The organism is Pseudomonas sp. LFM046 (assembly GCF_000949385.2).
GTDB lineage: Bacteria > Pseudomonadota > Gammaproteobacteria > Pseudomonadales > Pseudomonadaceae > Metapseudomonas.
In genome coordinates, this window is record NZ_JYKO02000001.1 from 5,204,156 (window position 1) to 5,226,222 (window position 22,067).

At 65.6% G+C, this 22,067-nt stretch carries 24 protein-coding genes; 14 read left to right on the forward strand and 10 right to left on the reverse strand.

Going from position 1 to position 22,067, the window contains the following annotated elements:
* Window positions 1-8: 8 nt before the first annotated feature.
* The 3 genes from TQ98_RS23975 (at window position 9) to ureC (ending at window position 2,621) form a co-directional block, all read left to right on the forward strand.
* Window positions 9-509, forward strand: coding sequence for a GNAT family N-acetyltransferase (locus tag TQ98_RS23975; RefSeq protein ID WP_044873882.1), 501 nt, complete (start codon window positions 9-11; stop codon window positions 507-509).
* Window positions 510-513: 4 nt separating this feature from the next.
* Window positions 514-819, forward strand: a complete 306-nt coding sequence (locus TQ98_RS23980; protein ID WP_044873881.1) for an urease subunit beta — start codon at window positions 514-516, stop codon at window positions 817-819.
* Window positions 820-920: 101 nt separating this feature from the next.
* Window positions 921-2,621, forward strand: a complete 1,701-nt coding sequence (ureC, locus tag TQ98_RS23985; RefSeq protein WP_044873880.1) for an urease subunit alpha — start codon at window positions 921-923, stop codon at window positions 2,619-2,621.
* Between the two features lie 37 nt (window positions 2,622-2,658).
* On the opposite strand, the gene TQ98_RS23990 is transcribed toward ureC, so the two are convergent.
* Both TQ98_RS23990 and TQ98_RS23995 read right to left on the reverse strand, forming a co-directional pair.
* Window positions 2,659-2,925: a DksA/TraR family C4-type zinc finger protein gene (locus TQ98_RS23990; RefSeq protein WP_044873879.1), complete on the reverse strand. Its 267-nt coding sequence runs from the start codon at window positions 2,923-2,925 to the stop codon at window positions 2,659-2,661.
* A gap of 106 nt (window positions 2,926-3,031) precedes the next feature.
* Entirely contained in the window at window positions 3,032-3,898 is an 867-nt protein-coding gene (locus TQ98_RS23995) for an oxaloacetate decarboxylase (RefSeq protein ID WP_044873878.1), read from the reverse strand.
* Between the two features lie 312 nt (window positions 3,899-4,210).
* Here TQ98_RS23995 and TQ98_RS24000 point away from each other — a divergent pair, with 312 nt between their 5' ends.
* From TQ98_RS24000 to osmE (TQ98_RS24010), 3 genes are all read left to right on the forward strand, one after another.
* Window positions 4,211-5,476 (forward strand): Hsp70 family protein, encoded by a 1,266-nt coding sequence (locus TQ98_RS24000; protein WP_044873877.1) that lies wholly within the window; start codon window positions 4,211-4,213, stop codon window positions 5,474-5,476.
* 103 nt (window positions 5,477-5,579) lie between these two features.
* The gene (osmE, locus tag TQ98_RS24005) at window positions 5,580-5,951 is read left to right on the forward strand and encodes an osmotically-inducible lipoprotein OsmE (RefSeq protein WP_044873876.1); all 372 of its coding nucleotides are present in this window, start codon (window positions 5,580-5,582) and stop codon (window positions 5,949-5,951) included.
* Between the two features lie 242 nt (window positions 5,952-6,193).
* The gene (osmE, locus tag TQ98_RS24010; protein WP_044873875.1) at window positions 6,194-6,532 is read left to right on the forward strand and encodes an osmotically-inducible lipoprotein OsmE; all 339 of its coding nucleotides are present in this window, start codon (window positions 6,194-6,196) and stop codon (window positions 6,530-6,532) included.
* Between the two features lie 7 nt (window positions 6,533-6,539).
* Here the strand turns inward: osmE (TQ98_RS24010) and TQ98_RS24015 are convergent, their stop codons facing one another.
* On the reverse strand, window positions 6,540-8,582 hold the full coding sequence (locus tag TQ98_RS24015; protein ID WP_044873874.1) for an AsmA family protein: 2,043 nt from the start codon (window positions 8,580-8,582) through the stop codon (window positions 6,540-6,542).
* A gap of 284 nt (window positions 8,583-8,866) precedes the next feature.
* On the opposite strand from TQ98_RS24015, the gene TQ98_RS24020 reads away from it, so the two are divergent.
* The 7 genes from TQ98_RS24020 to TQ98_RS24050 all read left to right on the forward strand — a co-directional run bounded on the left by TQ98_RS24020 (window position 8,867) and on the right by TQ98_RS24050 (window position 13,888).
* Window positions 8,867-9,424: a hypothetical protein gene (locus TQ98_RS24020; RefSeq protein WP_044873873.1), complete on the forward strand. Its 558-nt coding sequence runs from the start codon at window positions 8,867-8,869 to the stop codon at window positions 9,422-9,424.
* Window positions 9,425-9,594: 170 nt separating this feature from the next.
* Window positions 9,595-10,230: a TetR family transcriptional regulator gene (locus TQ98_RS24025; RefSeq protein ID WP_044873872.1), complete on the forward strand. Its 636-nt coding sequence runs from the start codon at window positions 9,595-9,597 to the stop codon at window positions 10,228-10,230.
* Window positions 10,231-10,400: 170 nt separating this feature from the next.
* A complete protein-coding gene (gene ureE, locus TQ98_RS24030) occupies window positions 10,401-10,901 on the forward strand; it encodes an urease accessory protein UreE (protein ID WP_044873871.1) in 501 nt (166 codons plus the stop codon).
* Window positions 10,898-11,572 carry an urease accessory UreF family protein gene (locus tag TQ98_RS24035; protein WP_103103077.1) on the forward strand — a complete coding sequence of 225 codons (675 nt, stop codon included), beginning with the start codon at window positions 10,898-10,900 and terminating at the stop codon, window positions 11,570-11,572. Before ureE ends, TQ98_RS24035 begins: the two co-directional genes overlap by 4 nt.
* A 14-nt stretch (window positions 11,573-11,586) precedes the next feature.
* Window positions 11,587-12,198 (forward strand): urease accessory protein UreG, encoded by a 612-nt coding sequence (gene ureG / locus TQ98_RS24040; protein WP_044873868.1) that lies wholly within the window; start codon window positions 11,587-11,589, stop codon window positions 12,196-12,198.
* A 40-nt stretch (window positions 12,199-12,238) separates the two neighbouring features.
* Complete coding sequence (locus tag TQ98_RS24045; RefSeq protein WP_044873867.1) at window positions 12,239-12,811, forward strand: HupE/UreJ family protein; 573 nt, start codon at window positions 12,239-12,241, stop codon at window positions 12,809-12,811.
* Window positions 12,812-12,973: 162 nt separating this feature from the next.
* Window positions 12,974-13,888, forward strand: a complete 915-nt coding sequence (locus TQ98_RS24050) for a glycerophosphodiester phosphodiesterase (protein WP_044873866.1) — start codon at window positions 12,974-12,976, stop codon at window positions 13,886-13,888.
* On the opposite strand, the gene TQ98_RS24055 is transcribed toward TQ98_RS24050, so the two are convergent.
* Window positions 13,866-14,630 carry an SDR family oxidoreductase gene (locus TQ98_RS24055; RefSeq protein WP_044873865.1) on the reverse strand — a complete coding sequence of 255 codons (765 nt, stop codon included), beginning with the start codon at window positions 14,628-14,630 and terminating at the stop codon, window positions 13,866-13,868. The two genes, TQ98_RS24050 and TQ98_RS24055, sit on opposite strands and share 23 nt — an antisense overlap.
* Window positions 14,631-15,128: 498 nt before the next feature.
* Between TQ98_RS24055 and TQ98_RS24060 the strand changes: the two genes are divergently transcribed.
* A complete protein-coding gene (locus TQ98_RS24060) occupies window positions 15,129-15,452 on the forward strand; it encodes an antibiotic biosynthesis monooxygenase (RefSeq protein WP_044873864.1) in 324 nt (107 codons plus the stop codon).
* A gap of 180 nt (window positions 15,453-15,632) precedes the next feature.
* On the opposite strand, the gene TQ98_RS24065 is transcribed toward TQ98_RS24060, so the two are convergent.
* The 6 genes from TQ98_RS24065 to TQ98_RS24090 all read right to left on the reverse strand — a co-directional run bounded on the left by TQ98_RS24065 (window position 15,633) and on the right by TQ98_RS24090 (window position 21,802).
* The gene (locus TQ98_RS24065) at window positions 15,633-16,565 is read right to left on the reverse strand and encodes an ornithine cyclodeaminase family protein (protein WP_044873863.1); all 933 of its coding nucleotides are present in this window, start codon (window positions 16,563-16,565) and stop codon (window positions 15,633-15,635) included.
* 92 nt (window positions 16,566-16,657) lie between these two features.
* Window positions 16,658-17,374 (reverse strand): ABC transporter ATP-binding protein, encoded by a 717-nt coding sequence (locus TQ98_RS24070; protein ID WP_044873862.1) that lies wholly within the window; start codon window positions 17,372-17,374, stop codon window positions 16,658-16,660.
* Window positions 17,371-18,246: an ATP-binding cassette domain-containing protein gene (locus tag TQ98_RS24075; RefSeq protein WP_044873861.1), complete on the reverse strand. Its 876-nt coding sequence runs from the start codon at window positions 18,244-18,246 to the stop codon at window positions 17,371-17,373. The genes TQ98_RS24070 and TQ98_RS24075 overlap by 4 nt, the downstream gene beginning before the upstream one ends.
* On the reverse strand, window positions 18,243-19,529 hold the full coding sequence (livM, locus tag TQ98_RS24080) for a high-affinity branched-chain amino acid ABC transporter permease LivM (protein WP_044873860.1): 1,287 nt from the start codon (window positions 19,527-19,529) through the stop codon (window positions 18,243-18,245). The genes TQ98_RS24075 and livM overlap by 4 nt, the downstream gene beginning before the upstream one ends.
* Window positions 19,530-19,531: 2 nt before the next feature.
* Window positions 19,532-20,446: a branched-chain amino acid ABC transporter permease gene (locus tag TQ98_RS24085; protein WP_044873859.1), complete on the reverse strand. Its 915-nt coding sequence runs from the start codon at window positions 20,444-20,446 to the stop codon at window positions 19,532-19,534.
* Between the two features lie 234 nt (window positions 20,447-20,680).
* Window positions 20,681-21,802, reverse strand: coding sequence for a branched-chain amino acid ABC transporter substrate-binding protein (locus TQ98_RS24090; protein WP_044873858.1), 1,122 nt, complete (start codon window positions 21,800-21,802; stop codon window positions 20,681-20,683).
* Window positions 21,803-22,067: the final 265 nt, after the last annotated feature.

The following is a 22,067-nucleotide window of genomic DNA, read 5'->3' on the forward strand; positions in this document are numbered from 1 at the left end:
GGCACGCCATGAGTCTTGTGATTCGCGATGCCGGCGAGGCTGACCTGCCCGGCATCCTCGCCATCTACAACGAGGCGGTGGAGCACACCACCGCGATCTGGAACGAAACCCTGGTGGACCTGGCCAATCGCCGCACCTGGCTGGCCGAACGCAATGCCGCCGGCTTCCCGGTACTGGTGGCGGTGAACGATGCCGGCGAGGTGCTCGGCTACGCCAGCTACGGCACCTGGCGGACCATCGAGGGCTTCCGCCACACCGTGGAGCACTCGGTCTACGTGCGCGGCGACCAGCGCGGCCAGGGCCTGGGCCCTGCGCTGATGCAGGCGCTGATCGAGCGTGCCCGCCAGGCCAGCTTGCACGTGATGGTCGCCGCCATCGAATCCGAGAACACCGCGTCCATCCGCCTGCACGAGCGCCTCGGCTTCGTCACCACCGGGCAGATGCCCCAGGTGGGCCGCAAGTTCGGCCGCTGGCTCGACCTGACCTTCATGCAACTGATCCTGGAGTGAATCGATGATCCCCGGCGAATACCAGATTCAGGACGGCGAGATCGAACTCAATGCCGGCCGCCGCACCTTGACCCTTTCCGTGGCCAACACCGGCGACCGCCCGATCCAGGTCGGCTCCCACTACCACTTCTTCGAAACCAACGGTGCGCTGGCCTTCGACCGCGACAGCGCGCGGGGCATGCGCCTGAACATCCCGGCCGGCACCGCCGTGCGCTTCGAGCCCGGCCAGAGCCGCGAGGTCGAGCTGGTGGAGCTGGCCGGCCTGCGCCGCGTGTTCGGCTTTACCGGCCAGGTGATGGGCGACCTGTAGCCCCCAGTTTGCGCAGGGTGGAAACGCCGAAGGCTTTTCCACCGTTCAAGTCTGCCGGTGGACAAAAAAGCGTTGTCCACCCTACGGAAGGACCGGAAGCGATGAAGATTTCCCGCCAAGCCTACGCCGACATGTTCGGCCCCACCGTCGGCGACAAGGTGCGCCTGGCCGACACCGACCTGTGGATAGAAGTGGAGAAGGACTTCACCACCTATGGCGAAGAAGTGAAGTTCGGCGGTGGCAAGGTGATCCGTGACGGCATGGGCCAGGGCCAGCTGCTGGCGGTCGATGTGGTCGACACCCTGATCACCAACGCGCTGATCCTCGACCACTGGGGCGTGGTCAAGGCCGACGTCGGTCTCAAGGACGGGCGCATCAAAGCCATCGGCAAGGCCGGCAACCCGGACATCCAGCCTGACGTCAGCATCGCCGTCGGCGCCAGCACCGAAGTGATCGCAGGCGAAGGCATGATCCTCACCGCCGGCGGCATCGACACCCACATCCACTTCATCTGCCCGCAGCAGATCGAAGAGGCGCTCATGAGCGGCGTCACCACCATGATCGGCGGTGGCACGGGCCCGGCCACCGGCACCAACGCCACCACCTGCACCTCGGGGCCGTGGCACATGGCGCGCATGCTCCAGGCCGCCGATGCCTTCCCGATGAACATCGGCTTCACCGGCAAGGGCAACGCCTCGCTGCCCGAACCGCTGATCGAACAGGTGAAGGCCGGCGCCATTGGCCTCAAGCTCCACGAGGACTGGGGCACCACCCCGGCGGCCATCGACAACTGCCTGTCGGTCGCCGATCAGTACGACGTGCAGGTGGCCATCCACACTGACACCCTGAACGAATCCGGCTTCGTCGAGACCACCCTGGGCGCCTTCAAGGGCCGCACCATCCACACCTACCACACCGAAGGCGCCGGCGGCGGCCACGCCCCGGACATCATCAAGGCCTGCGGCTTGGCCAACGTGCTACCCAGCTCCACCAACCCGACGCGCCCCTTCACCCGCAACACCATCGACGAGCACCTGGACATGCTCATGGTCTGCCACCACCTGGACCCAAGCATCGCCGAGGACGTGGCCTTCGCCGAAAGCCGTATCCGCCGCGAGACCATCGCCGCCGAAGACATCCTCCACGACCTCGGCGCCTTCAGCATGATCAGCTCCGACAGCCAGGCCATGGGCCGCGTGGGCGAAGTCATCACCCGCACCTGGCAGAGCGCCGACAAGATGAAGAAGCAACGCGGCGCCCTACCCGAGGACACCCCGGGCAACGACAACTTCCGCGCCAGACGCTACATCGCCAAGTACACCATCAACCCGGCCATCACCCACGGCATCAGCCATGAGGTGGGCTCGGTGGAAGTGGGCAAGTGGGCCGACCTGGTGCTCTGGCGTCCGGCCTTCTTCGGGGTGAAACCGAGCCTGATCCTGAAGGGCGGAGCCATCGCCGCCAGCCTGATGGGCGACGCCAACGCCTCGATCCCCACCCCGCAGCCGGTGCACTACCGGCCGATGTTCGCCAGCTACGCCGGCAGCTGCCACGCCACCAGCATCACCTTCATCAGCCAGGCGGCGTTCGACGCCGGCGTGCCGGAACGCTTGGGGCTGAAGAAGCGGATCGGTGTGGTAAAGGGCTGCCGCGACGTACAGAAAAAGGACCTGATCCACAACGGCTACACCCCGTCCATCGAGGTCGATCCGCAGAACTACCACGTGAAGGCCGACGGCCAACTGCTCTGGTGCGAACCGGCGGACGTGCTGCCGATGGCGCAGCGGTATTTCCTGTTCTGACGTCACACAGAGCGCGTGGGATGCAGGTTGGTCCGACCTATCGCAACTGACTGTCCTTGCTCCCCCGCCGGTTGTACCCGGTGAAGGCGGCGTTTTCCTTGTCATGCTCGGCCTGGCAATTGACGCACAGGCGCACGCCGGGGATGGCCTTGCGGCGGGCTTCGGGAATAGAGGCGTCGCATTCTTCGCAGTGCGTCAGGCTTTCGCCTTTCGGCAACTGGCTGCGCGCACGCTGGATCGCGTCTTCGATGGTGCTGTCGATCTGTTCCTGGACGGCGCCGTCGCCGGCCCAACCGCTTGCCATGCTGACCTCCTGATCGGTTCGGAACCCATGGAACCGATATGGGGTGATGGTCAGCGCTTTTGCAAGGGTGGGGGTCGGCAGGCGACAAGCGGATGTCGCGGTGGACTTATTCCTTGACGTCCATGAACTCCTCGGCCCAGACGATGTACTCCTCGGGCAGGGTGTACTTGTGGGTCAGCTCGGTGGCGGTGAGTTCCTCGCCGGTGGCGACCTGGCGCTGGTCGCGCAGGCAGTCGTAGGTGGCCTTGATGGCGGCGAAGTAGGCGGCGTGGCCGTTGACCACGATGCGCACGCCGAGGCGGGCGAGGCGCTCGTTGTCGCGCAGCTTGGGGTTGCCGTAGGTCACCAGCATCAACGGGATGCTCAGGTGCTCGGCGATCTTTTCCAGATGCTCGAAGTCCGCCACGCCGACCATGCAGATGCCGTCGGCGCCGGCGGCCTGGTAGGCCTTGGTGCGCTTGATCACTTCGTCCACCGCCAGCACCCCGGCATTGGTGCGGGCGATGATGGCGAGGTCCGGATCGACGCGCGCTTCCAGGGCCGCGCGGATCTTGCCGACGCCCTCTTCCACCGGGATCAGGTCGGTGGACTTGCGGCCGAACTGGGCTGGCAGCAGGGTGTCCTCGATGGTCAGGGCGGCGATGCCGGCGCGCTCCAGTTCGACCACGGTGCGCATCACGTTGAGGGCGTTGCCGTAACCGTGGTCGGCGTCGGCGATCACCGGCAGGCGGGAAACGCGGCCGATGCGGGTGGCCTGCTCGACGAATTCGCTGAGGGTGATCAGGGCGAAATCGGGCGCGGCGAGTACCTGCAGGGAGGCCACCGAACCGCCGAGAATGCCCACCTCGAAGCCGAGGTCGGCGGCGATGCGGGCGGACATGGGGTCGAACACCGAGGCGGTGTGGAAGCAGGAATCCGAATCCAGCAACGCACGGAAAGCCGTGCGCAACTCGTGATGAGAAGCTCTACGCATAGGGGCACCAAAAGTTCAGAGGGGGGTCAGGATCGAGCCGGCTCCACAACTCTGGCGCCGGCGCCCCCGTTTTTCCATTGTCAGACTGCGCCCATTCTAACGGATCAGTCTTTCAGTCCGCTAAAAGGCGCCTGCGCCTGGTCCGGCCCTTGGTCAGGCTACAAGTTGCCACCGACTTTGAGGGCTGGCCTTTGCGTGGGATTCAGGTACGTCTGGTGGACAAAGTGGCCTAGCCACCGCGACGAACTGCGCCGGACAACCTCGTCGTCCTCACGTACACTGCGCGGCCGTTTTTTTCGGAACACCCGCGACATGAGCAACGTCCTCCCCGCCCAGGCCCTGGGCATCGACTTCGGTACCTCCAACTCCACCGTCGGCTGGTGGCGCCCGGATGTGGAGCCGCTGATCGCCCTGGAGGACGACAAGTTCACCCTGCCCTCGGTGGTCTTCTTCAACACCGAGGAACGCCGCCCGGCCTATGGCCGCCAGGCCCTGCACGAGTACCTGGAGGGCTACGAAGGCCGCCTGATGCGCTCGCTGAAGAGCCTGCTGGGCTCGCCGCTGCTCAAGAGCGAGACCACGGTGCTGGGCAGCGCCCTGCCCTTCAAGGACCTGCTGGGCCTGTTCATCGGCCAGCTCAAGCAGCGCGCCGAAGCCACCGCTGGCCGTGAGTTCGAGCAAGTGGTGCTGGGCCGCCCGGTGTTCTTCGTCGACGACGATGCCGAGGCCGACCAGGAAGCCCAGAACACCCTGGTGGCGGTGGCAAAGAAGCTCGGTTTCAAGGACGTCTCCTTCCAGTACGAACCCATCGCGGCCGCCTTCGACTACGAGCGGGAAATCCAGCGCGAGGAACTGGTGCTGATCGTCGACATCGGCGGCGGTACCTCGGACTTCTCCCTGGTGCGCCTCTCGCCCCAGCGCCGTGAAATAGCCGAGCGCCAGGACGACATCCTCGCCACCGGCGGCGTGCACATCGGCGGTACCGACTTCGACAAGCAGCTCAGCCTGCAGGGCGTGATGCCGCTGTTCGGCTACGGCAGCCGGATGAAGAGCGACGCGCTGATGCCCACCAGCTACCACCTGAACCTGGCCACCTGGCACACCATCAACGCGGTCTACGCGCAGAAGTCCCAGCTGGCCCTGAAGAACATGCGCTACGACATCGTCGACACCACCGGCATCGACCGCCTGTTCAGCCTGATCGAGCAGCGCGCCGGCCACTGGCTGGCGATCCAGGTGGAAGACAGCAAGATCGCCCTGACCGAAACCGAGAGCCGCCGCATCGACCTGGCGCGCGTCGAGCCGGGCCTGGCCGTGGACCTGACCCGCCCGCTGTTCGAAGGCGCCATCGACGACCTGCTGGTACGCATCCGCGCCAGCGTCGACGCGCTGCTGACCCAGGCTGGCGTCAGCGCCGACCAGGTCGACACCCTGTTCTTCACCGGTGGCTCCAGCGGCATCCCGGCGCTGCGCCAGAGCGTGGCGGCCATGCTGCCCAACGCCCGCCAGGTGGAAGGCAACCTGTTCGGCAGCATCGGCAGCGGCCTGGCCATCGAGGCGAAAAAGCGTTACGGCTGACCGTTCATCGGTAAACCGGCCCGGCCCCGGCGGTCGGGCGTTCCCGGCGGACTAGGCTCAACTCCATCGCGGGTGAGCCCGCGTCAGTCAGGGAATACGCGCCATGAGCAAACATGGGTTGATGCTGGCCTGTGCGCTGACCGCAATGGCCGGATGCGCCAGCAAATACGAGAACCCCACGGACTACTACACCTACCGCGACGAGCCCCTGGTCAAACAGGTGGAAGAAGGCATGACCGAGCAGCAGGTGCGAACCATCGGCGGCCCACCGTCTTCCTCCGTTCGCCGAGTCGTCAGCAAAGGCGTCTGCAACAACTACGTCCTCAACAAGGACGGGCACCAGCAGGCCTATCACGTCAGCTTCGACGGCAGTGGCCGGGTCGAGGAACAAGGCTTCATGACCTGTGAGCAGCGGGAACAGGTCGAGCGCGAAAAGGCCGAGAAACGCCAGATCGGCGGAGGCGGCGGTTACTGAGTGGGGCAGTGACCGGGCGGTCAACATGGAATGAACAGAGCGTCGCCCTGGTGGCTCATCGACACATCGGCTGAAAGGCCCGTGCGGCGCGGTTTTCAGCCCTTCAGCCAGGCATTTCGCCAGCTGCTGGCGCAATGCCGTCCATCGCCTGGTTCACATCCTGGCGCTCTCGGGCGAACTCTCCCCACCTTCCGATGTTCCAAGCGCTGTATTTCAACTGCGTTAACCCACGAGGACCCATGATGTACAAGCAAGCGCTTGTCATGGCTTGTGCCCTGGCATCAATGGCGGGCTGCGCCAGCAAGATCGAGAATCCAACGGATTACATCACCTTTCGCAACCAGCCCCTGGTGAAGGAAGTCGAGCCCGGCATGAGCCGTCAGCAGGTGCTGATCATCGGCGGCCGCCCCTCCTCCGTTGTCCAGCGCAGTGTGCATCCGGGTTCCTGCAACAACTACATCCTCAATGAAGAAGGCCACCAGCAGCCCTACCACATCAGCTTCGACAGCACTGGCCGGGTGCGCCACAAGGGCTTCATGACCTGCGGCCAGCGCGAGCTGGTGGAGCGCGACCAGCTCTGAACCACACCTAGCGCTTGCGCATCTGGCTCAGCAACGGCGCGCAGGTATTGCCTTCCTCGCCGCCCGCCGCTGGCGCCACCAGTGCCAGCAGCGCCGCAGCCGGCGCTACCGCCACTCCAAGGGCCACCATGCCCGCGCCGCGCACCACCAGCGGTACCGTCTGCACCCCGGCCTGGGGCTTCTTGAAGGTCCCACGCACGTAGAGCGGCGAACGCAGCGAGAACACCCGCATCCCCTTTGATTCCGGATTGACGCTGAGGTCCAGCCGTTCGTTGCGGAAGTTCGCACTGCCGTCCACCCGCACCAAGGCATTCTCGGTATCGAAGACGAACAGACGCGGGGTCATCAGGCCGGATTTCAGCCCCATGTCCGCCACCGCGCAGTTGATCTTCACTTCCTCGTCACCGAACAGCCGCCCCACCACGTAGTTGCCCACATTGAGCCCGGCGATCTCCATCAGGTTGCGGCTGATGGTGCCGTCATTGACCAGCATCTGCAGGTCGCCGTTGGCCGTACCCAGCAGCGCTGCCACCGAGTTGCCGGTGCCGGACAGTTCCGCCGTGCCGTTCAGCTCGCCCAGGCTGCTGCGCATCGACTGGACGTTAGGGAACAGCTCCTTGAGCTTGAAGTGCTGCGCCTGCAGCCGCGCCTTGCCGGCAAGCGGGGCGCGACGGCCATCGAGCCGGACAGTGGCGTCCAGGTTGCCGCCAGCCACGCCAAAGCGCAGGGGCTCCAGGCTGAGCACGCCATCTTCCAGCACGACATGGGTCGATAGGTCGGTGAAGGGCAGTTTCTCGCTGTGCTGGATGCGCTTGCCGGCAAAGTTCACATCGGCGTCCATCACCCGCCAGCGCTCGGTGCGGAATTCTTCCACCGGCAGCACCTTGTCCGCTGGTTGGCGGCTGGCAACGCCACGGGCCTTCTGGCCCGCCTGGGAGTCTGCGCCGATCAGCGGCGCCAGATCGGCGAAACGCAGCTGCTCCGAGGTCAAGGTGCCGGACAGCTTGGGCCGGGGCTGGCTGGCGACGTAGGTGAGGTCACCATGGATATCGCTGCCGCCGATGTGGCCGTTGAACCCCTGGTAACGGAACTCCGCACCGCTTGGCTCCCGCAGCTTGGCCACCAGCCGGCCGTCGGTGGAATAGGCCGGGGTTTCCGGCAGGGTGACGCCGGTCAGCGGGTAGAGTTGCGCCAGGCTCTTGCCGGACAGCTGCAGCCGCAAGTCCAGGGCGCCCAGCGCGCGGGGATCCGTCAGGGTGCCCAGCAGGACGATGCGCGTGTCGCCGGCCCGGATGTCCGCCTGCAGGGGAAAGGGCAGGTCGGCGTTCTGCAAGGCCAGCAGCCCGCCCACCTTGCCGCTGCCATTCAGCGGCTGGCCCCGGTAGCTGCCCTTGGCCTGCCAGCCGAAGGCGTAGTCCTGGGCGCTGGCGGTGGCCGGCCTGAGGCCCTTGGCCGGGAGCAGTTCGCTGAAGGGGATGGGCTTGCCGAGCGGGTCGACCAGGATGTCGAGGCGCGTGCGGGTCTGGGCATCGTCCACCTGGATGCGTCCCTTGTCGAAACCGATGGTGCCGATATCGAGGGTCCAGCCGGAGGCCTCCTCGCCTTCCGGTTTGGCGGGCAGTTCGAAGGTCCAGTTGTTGCGACCGTCCTCCAGCCGCCGGACGCTGGCCTGGGGGCCGCTCAGGTCGATACGCGGGATGCTCAGTTGCTGCCAGAGCAGGGGCAGCGGCGCGATGCGGAACTCCACCCGCTGCAGGCTGACGAAATCCCCGCCCTTGGCCCACTCGGGATTGCCCAGGCGCAGTTGCTCAGCCACGAAATGGGGCCAGGGCACCAGCGCCCGCCAGCCACCCTCCCCGACTTCGCGCTGCCAGATCACGCTCAGCTCCCCCTCGATGGCGAAGGGCCGCCCCAGCTCGGCGGAAACCCGCTCGTTGAGCGCCGGCCGGATACGATTCCAGTCGAAGGTCGCCACCAGCGCCAGCAGGGCCGCCAGCAACAGCACCAGCGCCAGCAACGTCCTGGTCAGGATGCGTAGACCTCGTGTCATGCACTTCTCCCCTTTGCCCACGGCAGCCCCTTCCGGTGCGCCCTGATGTCCTTGCCTTATCGACCCGCTGATTGGCCGGGATACTCAGTCCAACCGTCGAATGCGGTTGGCCGAAACCCCGGAAGATGACTGGAGGATAAGCGCAAGACCTTGATTGTAAAGGGGTCCATGGACCATTAACGGCGTCGATGTTCTCTATCGCGTCTGTTCACTTTTTAATCGACGCCCCATCCGTAAGATTGGCTCCGTACCCAGTTTCCAGCCCCCCACGAGGAGCCCAGATCATGAAAACCCAAGCCTTCGCCGCCCTGTTCTTCGCCACCCTGACCAGCACTGCCTTCGCCCTGCCGTCCGACCCGCAGCCGGTGCTGGGCGAATCGAAAGACACCAGCCACATCCAGGTCATCGACCCGGTTGCCGCCGATGGCAGCTTCATGGTTCTGGACCGCGTCGCTGAAAGTGGTTCCGATCGCACCAACGGCATCCGTGTCGCCGAAAGCGGTTCCGACCGCACCAATGGAGTCCGCGTTGCCGAAAGCGGTTCTGATCGCACCAACGGCGTCCGTGTTGCCGAAAGCGGTTCTGATCGCACCAATGGCCTCCGCGTTGCCGAAAGCGGTTCTGATCGCACCAATGGCCTCCGCGTTGCCGAAAGCGGTTCTGATCGCACCAATGGCCTCCGCGTTGCCGAAGGCGACTTCATGGTTCTGGACCGTGTCGCTGAGAGCGGTTCCGATCGCACCCATGGCGTCCGCGTCGCTGAAAGCGGTTCCGACCGCACCAAGGCCTTCGACGTAGCCGAAGGTGGCGCCGACCGCACCAGCGCCAACCGCATCGGTTGATCCCAGAGGCCAATCAGAGGCAGGCAATCACGATGTATGCGACCCCTCTAACGGCAGAAGGCGCCACCTGTGGCGCCTTCAGTCTTTTTGGGGGGAGGAAGAACGGGCGGGCTGGACGCTGCCTCTCCTTTTGTTAGAGTGCGCCGCACACTCGCCAACGGCCGCGCCCCATGACCCCACGCTCGGAACAGAAGCAGCAGACCCGCCATGCACTGATGGATGCCGCGCGCCTCCTGATGGACAGCGGCCGCGGCTTCGGCAGCCTGAGCCTGCGGGAAGTGGCACGCACCGCCGGCATCGTCCCCACCGGCTTCTATCGGCACTTCACCGACATGGACCAGCTAGGCCTGGCCCTGGTGGAGGAAGTGGGCGAAACCTTCCGCGCCACCATCCGCGTGGTACGCCACAACGAGTTCGAGCTGGGCGGCATCATCGAGGCCTCGGTGCGCATCTTCCTCGACGCCGTGGCCGCCAACCGTGGCCAGTTCCTCTTCCTCGCCCGCGAGCAATACGGCGGCTCCCAGCCGGTGCGCCAGGCCATCGGTGCCCTGCGCCAGCGCATCACCGACGATCTGGCCGCCGATCTCAAGCTGATCAACCGCATGCCGCAGCTGGACGACGACGGGCTGGACCTTGTGACCGACCTGGTGGTGAAGACGGTGTTCGCCACCCTGCCCGAACTGATCGATCCGCCGGCGGATAACCTGCCGCCGCACCTGCTGCCCGCCGCCAAGATCACCCAGCAACTGCGCTTCATCATGATCGGCGGCAAATGCTGGCTGGGCCCTGGCAAGCCGGAAAGCTGACCGCCCCGCCAGGCCCCTCGCACCCGCCTGGTGCGCCACGCACCACTACGGACCATCCACACGCCCCGCGCATAGGCACGCCTGCACGCCAGCCCGCGGGATCAGGCGCCCGGCCATCTTGGCAAGGGCCTTGCTCTGCACCCGGCATTACTTCCTGCCGGAATCACGCGATGCTGGTCATCCACGAACGAATCGAAGCCCAGCCGACCTGGGACGAAGAGCTGCTGCTGACCTATGAGGCACGCAGCAAGAGCCGCCTGCGCTGCTTCACGGTGAAGGGCGAGGACGTCGGCCTGTTCCTCCAACGGGGCCAGCCGCCCCTCTGTGACGGCGATTGCCTGCGCAGCCAGGACGGCCGCGTGGTGCGCGTCTGCGCCCGTCCGGAGGCGCTGCTCCACGTCACCTGCGCCAATGCCTGCGAACTCACCCGCGCCGCCTATCACCTGGGCAACCGCCACGTGGCCGTGCAGATCGGCGACGGCTGGCTGCGCCTGCTGGATGACTATGTGCTGAAAGCCATGCTCGAACAGCTGGGCGCCAAAGTGGAAAGCATCGAGGCCGGCTTCCAGCCCGAGCAGGGCGCCTACGGCGGCGGCCACCACCACTCCCACCAGCTCGAGGCGGACTTCAGCTACGCCCCGCGCCTGCATCAGTTCGGTGGACGCACGTGAACAAGGCGTGGCAGCTGCTCCGGCTCGCCAGTCCCCAGTTGCCCATTGGCGGCTACAGCTACTCCCAGGGGCTGGAACTGGCGGTGGACAGCGGGCTGGTGCATGGCCCGGACAGCGCCGCGCGCTGGATCAGCGATCAGCTGCTGCTGAACCTGGCGCGTTTCGAGGCGCCCCTGCTGCTGGCCCATTGCGAAGCCGCGGCGCGCGACGACTGGAGCGAACTGAAAACCCTCGCCGAGCGCCATCGCGCCAGCCGCGAAACCCGCGAGCTGCGGCTGGAAAGCCGGCAGATGGGCTATTCCCTGCAGCAGCTGCTGGATGACCTGCCCGAGCAGGACGAGGCCGCCCGCGCCTTCCTCTCCACACTGAGCGAACCCAGCCTCGCGGTGGCCTGGGCACTGGCCGCGCGCGCCTGGTCCATCGCCCCGCAGGACGCCCTTGCCGCCTGGCTCTGGGGCTGGCTGGAGAACCAACTGGCGGTGCTGATGAAAACCCTTCCGCTGGGTCAGCAGGCCGCCCAGAGGCTGACCTCTGCCCTGCTGCCCTGCCTGGAGCAGGCACGGCACGCGGCCCGCGAACTCCCCCCGGCCCGCTGGGGCAGCGCCGCATTCGGCCTGGCCCTGGCGAGCATGGCGCACGAGCGCCAGTACAGCCGTCTGTTCCGTTCCTAGGAGATGCACAGCACATGAACAGCCAACCCCTGCGCGTCGGCATCGGCGGCCCGGTCGGTTCCGGCAAGACCGCCCTGACCCTGGCCCTCTGCCGCGCCCTGCGCGAGCGCTACAACCTGGCGGTGGTGACCAACGATATCTACACCCAGGAAGACGCCCAGTTCCTGGTGCGCAACGAAGCCCTGGCGCCGGAGCGCATCATCGGTGTCGAGACCGGCGGCTGTCCCCACACCGCCATCCGCGAAGACGCGTCGATCAACCTGGAGGCGGTGGATCAGCTCAACCGCCGCTTCCCCGGCCTGGACCTGATCCTGGTCGAATCCGGCGGCGACAACCTGTCCGCCACCTTCAGCCCGGAACTCTCCGACCTGACCCTCTACGTGATCGATGTCTCCGCTGGCGACAAGCTGCCGCGCAAGGGCGGGCCCGGCATCTGCAAGTCGGACCTGCTGGTGATCAACAAGGTGGACCTGGCACCCATGGTCGGCGCCTCCCTGGAGGTCATGGAGCGCGACGCCCGCAAGATGCGTGGCGAGCGCCCCTTCGTGTTCAGCAACCAGAAGGTCGGCCAGGGCCTCGACGAGATCATCGACTTCATCGAGAAGCAGGGCTTGCTGACCGCCTGACCAGCCCCCACGACAGGATTTACCTTCAAGGAGCCGTACCATGAACCTGCGCAAGTCCCTCGTCGCCATCGCCCTGTTCGTCACCCCGGCCCTGGCTTTCGCCCATGCCGGCCATGACCACTCCGGACTGATGGCCGGCATGGCCCATCCGGTCACCGGCCTCGATCACCTGCTGGCCATGCTCGCCGTCGGCCTCTGGGCCGCGCAGCAGCGGGGCGCCGCCCGCTGGGCGTTGCCGCTGACCTTCCTCGGCACCCTGTTGCTGGGCGGCCTCGCCGGGTTCGTCGGGCTGCAGATGCCGCTGATGGAAACCGGCATCGCCGGATCGGTGCTCGCCCTCGGCCTGCTGGTGACCGTGGCCGTGCGCCCACCGCTGTGGCTGGCCATGGGCCTGACCGCCCTGTTCGCCCTGGCCCATGGCCTCGCCCACGGCCTGGAGTTGCCGGAGCTGGCCAGCCCCTGGGGCTACGCCGCCGGCTTCGTCGCCGCCACCGCCGCCCTGCATGCAGCGGGTTACAGCCTGGTCCGCGCCCTGCCGCAAGCCGCCGCCCCACTGGTGCGCATCGCCGGTGGCGCCTCGGCCGGTGCCGGGGTCTGGCTGCTGGCGGGTTGATCGCCAGCCAGCACTTTCCTGTGGGGGCGAATTCATTCGCCCCCACAAGATCTGCCCCATCTCCCAACTCCGCGCACTCCCCCTCGCCCCTCCGTCACGTCTTTGTCATAGTCCCCGCGTTTGATTCGGCACGCACGTCCACACCCTACGGATAAGAACAACATGAAGCGTCTCGCCCGTTTCTTTCTCGCGCCCCTCTTTCTCATTGCAGTCACCCTGCTGGCGGTGGCCTTGACCAGCCAACCGGCGGAGCGCCCCAAGGTGCTCGCCGGCTTCGGCGACCAGCCCCTGGTGATCGCCCACCGTGGCGGCCGCGGCCTCTGGCCGGAAAACACCCTGTTCGCCTTCGAACGCGCCGCCGCGCTCAAGGTGGACATGCTGGAAATGGACATACGCCGTACCCGCGATGGCGAACTGGTGGTGCTCCACGACGCGCGAGTGGATCGCACCACCGATGGCAGCGGTGAAGTGGCCGGGCTGACGCTGGCCGAGGTGCAGGCGCTGGATGCCGGTTACCGCTGGACGGCCGATGGCGGCGAGAGCCATCCCTACCGTGGCCAGCGCATTCGCATCCCCAGGTTCGCCGAGGTGCTGGAACGCTTCCCGGAACAGCCCAAGGTGGTCGAGATCAAGGTGCCCGATGTGGGCATGGAGGAGCAGCTCTGCGCCCTGCTGGAGGAGCACGACCAGCTCGATCGGGTTCTGGTGGGGAGCTTCTACGAGCGCAGCCTGAAACGCTTCCGCGAAGTCTGCCCGGGGGTCGCCACTTCGGCCGGGCCGACGTCGGTGCGGCTGCTGGTGGCGCTGAACTGGATCGGCCTGGGCCGCCTGGTCAGCCCGACGTACCAGGCCCTGCAGATCCCCGAACGCAGCGGCGGCCTGCAAGTGGCCAGCGAGGACCTCATGCAGACCGCGCTGCAGCGCGGGCTGGCGGTGCAGATGTGGACCATCAACGAGCAGCCGGCCATGCGCCATCTGCTGGACATGGGCGCCAAGGGCCTGATCACCGACTACCCGGATCGCGCCCTGCAGTTGCTCGGGCGCTCCACGCGCATCACTTCGCTGAACGATCGATAGCGAAACCGGCCCAGGTCTGGCTCACCGGCATCAGTTCCAGGCTGTTGATGTTGATGTGGGCCGGCTGGTTCATGATCCAGAAGATGGTTTCGGCGATGTCTTCCGGCTGGATCGGTTCGGCGCCCGCGTAAGTGGCGTCGTACTTCGCCTGGTCGCCACCGAAGCGCACCAGGGAGAACTCGCTCTCGCACAGGCCCGGTTCGATGTTGGAGACACGCACGCCGGTGCCCACCAGGTCGTTGCGCAGGCTCAGGGAGAACTGGCCGACGAAGGCCTTGGTGGCGCCGTACACGTGGCTGCCGGGATAGGGCCAGTTGCCCGCCACCGACCCCAGGTTGACGATGCTGGCGCCCCGGCCGTGGGCGATCAATCGTGGCAGCAGCAGGCGGGTGCTGTACATCAGGCCCTTGATGTTGGTGTCGACCATGGTGTCCCAATCATCCAGGTTGCACTTGGGCGCCGGGTCGGCCCCCAGGGCCAGGCCGGCGTTGTTGATCAGCCCGCGGATCTTGTCGAACTTCGCCGGCAGGCCCTCGATGGCGGCTTCCATGGCTTTGCGATCACGCACGTCCAGCTCCAGGGTGTGCACATCGGTCAGGGCCGAGAGTTCATCCTTGATCGCCTGCAAGCGTGCGGCGCGGCGGCCGGTCAGCACCAGCGACCAGCCGGCCTGGGCGAAGCGCCGGGCGCAGGCTTCGCCGAATCCCGAGGTGGCACCGGTGATGAAAAGGGTGGAAGTCATGCTGTTCTCCTTGCTCCGGGGCGCGGCCCCTCTGCGAATTGACCGCCATAGGTTACGTCATCCACAAGGCCAGCCCACTGGCGAAAATTTCATCATGCCGATGAAAGCCCCGCCACGACTGGGGCGCAGCCTTTATTCCCAAGCTTATCCACAGTTTTCCACACAGCGGACGGGGAAAACTCGGGGCCAGAAGCGTGGCGGTGGATGGATGGAGTAAGCCACTGTTCTCGCGGGATAAATGTGGATTGATCAGTATTTGAGCGGACCGCTCGGCGCCGCGAAAACCGTGCTCTGGAGGCAGGTGCCACCAACTTATCCACAGACTGCTGCACAGAGAATGTGGGCACATCGCGGCCTGCGGTTCGTCGTGGGGGGGTGAATACATTCCCCCCTACGGCAAAGGTCCGCCGTTGTGGATATCTCTCATCGGACAAGCGGGCCAGCCCCTTTTCCCCACGGTCCTAGACTTCCCTGGCTACCCATAGAGGAGATCGGGCCATGGTCAAAGTCGCCTTGCTGGTACGCCTGGAATCCAAGCCAGGCAAAGTCGCCGAGGTGGAGGACTTCCTCCGCTCCGGCCTGCCACTGGTACAGGAAGAGCCCGATACCATCGTCTGGTTCGCGCTGCGAATGGGCCCGCACACCTTCGGCATCTTCGACGCCTTCGGCGGCGACGTCGGGCTCCAGGCGCACCTGGCTGGGAAGGTGGCAGCGACCTTGCTGGAGCGAGCCGGTGAACTCTTGAGCACACCGCCGCAAATCGAGCGGGTGGAGGTGCTGGCGGCGAAGCTGCCCTTCGTCGTGGAGGAAGAGGAGTTCTGAGAACCTGCAAAGGCGGATTCGTACATGAGTACGAATCCGCCTTTGCAGCACGCTCCCATCGTAGGGTGCGCCATGCGCACCGCTTCTGGGGCCAGGTCCAACCGCTGGTGCGCGCAGCGCACCCTACAAGTCGGCTCCGTTGCTTCATCCAGACGATGTGATTCACGCCAACAAGGCGTGCTACCCCGCGTTGGACAACAACAATTTTGCGGCGATCAGGTCCTCCAGGGCATAGCCCACGGACTTGAACAGGGTGATCTCGCTGTCGCCCTGGCGATGCCCACGGCCATGGAGCAGGTCGGCCAGTTCGAAGTGGATGTTCTGTTCTGTGATGGCACCTTCGGCGATGGCCAGGAGCAGGTCGCCGGCCTCTTCCAGGGCGCCAGCGCGGGTGTCGACGACAATGCGCGAGCGGGCCACGGCGGCGCTGTCGGTTTCCCGCATGGTGGGCAGGAAGGCGCCCACCAGGTCCAGATGGGTGCCCGGACGCAGCCAGTCGCCGAGGATCAGCGGCGAGGTGGAGGTGGTGACGCAGCTGATGCAGTCGGCCTGCTGGGCGCAGGTCTGCAAGTCGGGCGCCACGTGCACCGGATAGCCTTCGGCGGCGAGCTGGCGCACCAGTTCGGCGGTCTTGTCCGGGTGGCGGCCCCAGATATCCACACGCTGGTATTCACGTACCACGCTGTGGGCGCGGACCATGTGCGCCGCCAGGGTGCCGGTCCCCACCACCAGCAGCCGGCTGGCGTCCTGCCGTGCCAGCGCACTCGCGGCCAGGGCCGACGTACAGGCGGTACGGCGGGCGGTGAGTTCGGAAGCCTCCAGTACCGCACGGGGCTGGCCGGTGGCGTCGTCGAACAGGGTGAACAGCGCGGCGACCGAAGGCAGTCCCTTCTCGCCGTTGTGGGGGAACACGGTGACCAGCTTCACGCCGACGCCCTGCCCCTGCTGCCAGACCGGCATGCACAGGAGCGAAGCATCGTGTGGCAGGGCGTGGGAGGCGCGCACCGGCGCATCGGCCGGGGTGGCCAGGCCCTGGCGCAGAGCCTCGATCAGTTGTGGATAACCCAGCGCCGCAGCGACATCGGCGTTGGTGAAGAAACTCAGGGAGTGCATGGAAGTCTCCTTGACAGGATCTCGCGCAGAGCCGTCTTCCCTCTCCCGGAAGGGAGAGGGAAGACGCTCGGGGAGAAGGTGGAGACGGCGGGTCAGTGCCCGCCGAGGTAGGCGTTGCGGACGTCCTGGTTGCCCAGCAGTTCCTCGCCGGAGCCGCTCATGCGGATTTCGCCGGTGACCATCACGTAGGCGCGGTCGGAGAGGCGCAGCGCATGGTTGGCGTTCTGCTCCACGAGGAAGATGGTCATGCCGGTCTGGGCCAGTTCCCGCAGGGTCTGGAAGATCTGCTTGACCACGATGGGCGCGAGGCCCAGCGAGGGTTCATCCAGCAACAGCAGCTTGGGGCGGCTCATCAGGGCGCGGGCGATGGCGAGCATCTGCTGCTCGCCGCCGGACATGGTCATCGCGCGCTGGTTGCGCCGCTCCTTGAGGCGCGGGAAGAGGTCGAACATGCGCTCCATGTCCTCACTCGCGTGGTCCATGCCGATGGGGATGGTGCCCATCAACAGGTTCTCTTCCACGCTCATGTCGGGGAACACGCGGCGGCCTTCGGGCGACTGGGCGACGCCGTTGGAGGCCACGTAGTGCGCCGACTTGTGGGTGATGTCGGTGCCGCGATAGACGATCGCTCCGTTGGCTGCGCGGGGCTGGCCGAAGATGGACATCAGCAGGGTGGACTTGCCCGCGCCGTTGGCGCCGATCAGGCTGACCGTCTCACCTTCGTTGATGTGCAGGCTGACCTTCCTCAGGGCCTGGATGGGCCCGTAGAAGACGTCGACGTCCTTGAACTCCAGGAGGGGTGTGCTCATGCCACTTCCTCCTCTTCGGCGCCGAGATACGCGGCGATCACCTTCGGATCGTGGCGGATGTCGTGGGGGCCGCCCTCGGCGATCACTTCGCCGTGGTCCAGCACCACGATGTGGTCGGAAATGCTCATCACCATGCCCATGTCGTGTTCGATCAGCAGTACGGTCTGGTCGTGTTCGTCGCGCAGCTTGCGGATGATCCGGCTGAGCGCCTCGGTCTCGGCCGGGTTGAGGCCGGCGGCCGGTTCGTCGAGGCAGATCAGCTGCGGCCGGGTGCACATGGCGCGGGCGATCTCAAGGCGGCGCTGCTGGCCGTAGGAAAGCTCACCGGCCAGGCGGTTGGCACAGTCCACCAGGTCCACCACTTCCAGCCAGTAGAACGCGTGGTTGAGCGCGTCCTCCTCGGCGCGGCGGAAGCCCGGGGTGTTGAACACGCCGGCCAGCAGGTTGCGGTTGACCCACATGTGCTGGGCCACCAGCAGGTTCTCCACCACGGACATTTCCCGGAACAGGCGGATGTTCTGGAAGGTGCGCGCGAGCCCTGCGCGGTTCACCAGGTGGGTGCCGCCGAACATCTTGTAGTGCAAGCGGTTGGCGAATTGCGCCGGGTTGAAGAAATCGGTGGGCTGGAAGGGTTCGCCCAATATCTTGATCACGTCGGTGGTGCTGCCACGGGTGTTGAGGTGAATGCGCCCGCCGGTGGCCTTGTAGAAACCGGTCAGGCAGTTGAACACCGTGGTCTTCCCGGCGCCGTTGGGGCCAATCAGCGCGGAGATGGAACCGCGCTTGATCTTCAGGCTGACGTCGTTGAGCGCCTTGATGCCACCGAAGTGCATCATCAGGTGCTCGACGCTGAGGATGTATTCGTTGCTCATGGGGCGACTCCTTTACGCGGGGTGAAGCCGGCGCGGCTGATGCGAATCAACCCGCGCGGCCGCCAGATCATCATCAGCACCATGAGGACGCCGAACAGCAGCACGCGATAGTCGGCGAACGTGCGCAGCAGTTCCGGCGCAACGGTCAGGACGAAGGCGGCGATGACCACACCGACGGTGGAGCCCATGCCCCCGAGCACGACGATGGCGAGGATCAGCGCCGACTCGAAGAAGGTGAAGGACGAGGGGTTCACGAAGCCCTGGTAGCTGGCGAAGAACACCCCGGCCAGACCGGCGGTGGAGGCACCCAGCATGAACGCGGAAAGTTTCACCAGCACGTGGTTCAGGCCCATGGCGCGGCAGGCGATTTCATCTTCCCGCAGGGCTTCCCACGCGCGCCCCACGGGCATGCGGGTCAGGCGGTGCTTGATATAGAGCACCAGCAGCACGGTGAGGAAGAGCACCACGTAGATGAACAGGAACTTCAGGTTGGGGTTGTAGGCAACACCGAAGAACTCATGGAAGGGCACCCCGCCATCCTTCGCCCGACGGCCGAACTCCAGCCCGAAGAAGGTGGGCGAAGGCACCGACATGCCGTTGGGACCACCGGTGAAATCGAGCCAGTTGTTGAGGATCAGGCGAATGATTTCACCAAAGCCCAGGGTGACGATGGCCAGGTAGTCGCCGTGCATGCGCAGCACCGGGAAGCCCAGCAATGCGCCGGCCAGGGCGGCCATCAGGGCAGACAGCGGCAGCACGCTCCAGAAGCCCAGCCCCAGGTGCTCGTAGCCGAGCGCCAGGCCATAGGCACCGATGGCGTAGAAGGCCACGTAGCCGAGGTCCAGCAGGCCGGCGAGGCCGACCACGATGTTCAGCCCCAGCCCCAGCAGCACGTAGATCAGGCCGAGGATGACCACGGTCAGCATGTACTTGCTGGCGACGAAGGGGAAAAGCACCGCGGCGACCACGATCAGCGGGACGATCCAGCGCAGGCGGCTCTTGTAGTCGGGGGCACGTACGTGTACGCCGGAGCCGGGGGTTTCGAAGCGCTGCATCAGCACTTCGCCGCCCGCGGTCTGCATGTAGAGGCTCAGGGCGAAGCGACCGGTCATGACGATGGCGATCACCCAACCCACGCGGCCGAATTCCAGGTTGAAGCCGTAGCCGTCCAGCACCACGCCCATGATGGGGCCGAAGACGATGAGGGCGAGCAGACCGGCAACCACGGCGTCGATCAGGCTCTGCTTGATATCCAGGGGTTTCCTGGCGATGGCGGAAGTCATGGTTACACCTTCGCGACGTGCGGACGGCCCAGCAGGCCCTGGGGACGGAAGATCAGGATCAATACCAGCAGCGAGAAGCTGAAGACGTCCTTGTAGTCGGTGTTGACCATGCCGGAGAACTGCGCCTCGGCGATGCCGAGGATGATGCCGCCGAGCATGGCGCCGGGCAGCGAGCCGATGCCGCCAAGCACCGCTGCGGTGAAGGCCTTGATGCCGATGACGAAGCCGGCATAGAAGTCGAAGGTGCCGTAGTTCATGGTGATCAGCACGCCGGCCAGCGCGGCCATGGCGGCGCCGATGACGAACACGTAGGAGATGACCCGGTCGGTGTTGATGCCGAGGATCGAAGCCATCTTGCGGTCCTGCTGGGTGGCGCGGCACATGCGGCCGAGCTTGGTGTGCTGAATGATGTAGGTCAGCACCGCCATGCCCAGGAAGGCCGCCACCAGGATGAACACCTTGGTGTAGGTGAGCTGCACGAAGCCTTCACCCACATGGAACTTCAGTGCACCGTCGAGCAGGGTGGGCACGCCCTGCTGGCGGGCACCCTGGCTGAGCTGTACGTAGTTCTGCAGGATCAGCGACATGCCGATGGCGGAGATCAGGGGCGCCAGGCGGGTGGAGTTGCGCAGGGGCTTGTAGGCGATGCGCTCGATCACGAAGCCGTAAACGCCGGTCACCACGATCGTGATGATCAAGGTGCCGAGGATCAGCAGGGGGAACGATTCGAGTCCGAAGAAGGCCAGGATGGCCAGGGTGATCGCGGCAAGGTAGGCGGAGATCATGTACACCTCGCCATGGGCGAAGTTGATCATGCCGATGATGCCGTAAACCATGGTGTAACCGATGGCGATCAGGCCGTAGACCGACCCGAGGGTCAGCCCGTTGATCAGCTGTTGCAGGATAATACCGTCCATCACTCTGTCTCGTCTTTTGGAGGACCGGCCTTGGGTTCGGCCAAGCCCCCGCGAGTGGAATCAGACGGGCACCACTGAATTACCGTGTCAAATCGGGCGCATCCGCACCCGGCTCAAGCAGAAAAGGACTTCAGCAGTTTCCCGGAATACACCGACCAGCCAGGCGCGGGTGGCGTCTGGCTGGTCAGCCGAGCTAACGGTTCGCGCCCCTTTGCGGATGGCGCGAGCCGGTCATCACTGCTGGGCGTACTTGCCCTTGTCGTCCCACTCGTAGATCACATAGTCGGATTTTTTCAGGTCACCCTTGGCATCCCACTCCTTCTTGCCCATCACGGTCTGCACCGCATGGCTCTTCAGCCAGGCGGAAGCCTTGGCCGGATCGTTGGAGCCAGCGCCATTGAAGCCGGCCGCCAGGGCCTGCAGGGTGGCGTAGGCATACAGGGTGTAGCCTTCCGGCTCGAAGCCGTTGGCGCGGAACTTCTCGATCACGGCCTTGCCGTCCGGGATCTTGCGCGGGTCGGCGCCGAAGGTCATCAGCACACCCTTGGTGTACTGCGGGCCGCCAGCGGTGGTGACCAGTTCGTCGGTCACGATGCCGTCGCCGGAGAGGAACTTGGCGGTCAGGCCCTGCTCGCGCATCTGGCGAACCAGCGGGCCGGCTTCCGGGTGCAGACCGCCGAAGTAGACGACCTCGGCGCCGGTGGCGCGAATCTTGGTGACCAGGGCGTTGAAGTCTTTCTCGCCGCGGGTCAGGCCCTCGTACAGGACTTCCTTCACGCCGCGCTTGGCGAGTTCAGCCTTGGTGGCGTCGGCCAGGCCCTGACCGTAGGTGTCCTTGTCGTGGATGATGGCGACCTTGGTGGCCTTGAGCGTGTCGACGATGTAGTCGCCGGCAACGATGCCCTGCTGGTCGTCACGACCGCACATACGGAACATGCCGGACAGGCCGCGCTCGGTCACGGCGGGGTTGGTGGAACCCGGGGTCATCGCGATGATGCCCGCTTCGTCGTAGACCTCGGAAGCCGGGATGGTGGAGGAGGAGCAGAAGTGGCCCACGACGGCGATAGCCTTGTCCTGGTCCACCAGACGGTTGGCGACGGCCACGGCCTGCTTCGGTTCGCAAGCGTCGTCGGCCTTCACCAGTTTGATCTTCTCGCCGTTGATACCGCCGGCGGCGTTGAGGTCTTCGGCGGCCTGGGAAGCGCCGCGCCAGTATTGTTCCCCAAAGGATGCGTTAGCGCCGGTGTGCGGCCCGGCTACGCCGATAACAACATCAGCCTGAACTACGGAAGAAACACCCAGTGCGGCGGTAACCGCCAGGGCCAGAAAGCCTTTTCTGAAAATCTTCTGCGACATGGAGTTTTGCTCCTGAGGTTTTTAGGGTTAGCGCTCGTATTCAGCAAGTGGCGTGCCATTAATTCTTGTAGTTTTCCCGCGCCCTGAAAGGCCTTTCCCACCTCCTTTGTTTTTATTTTTCTTCTTATAAATCAACAACTTCCAAATCACTTTGAGAAAGCTGAAGACGTGTCTGCAAGCGGCTCGGCATCAGTGTGCCAGCACGTGCGGTAACAATAGACTCGCGCTACTCATTTGCACATTGCCGGTGCGCGAATATTCCCAC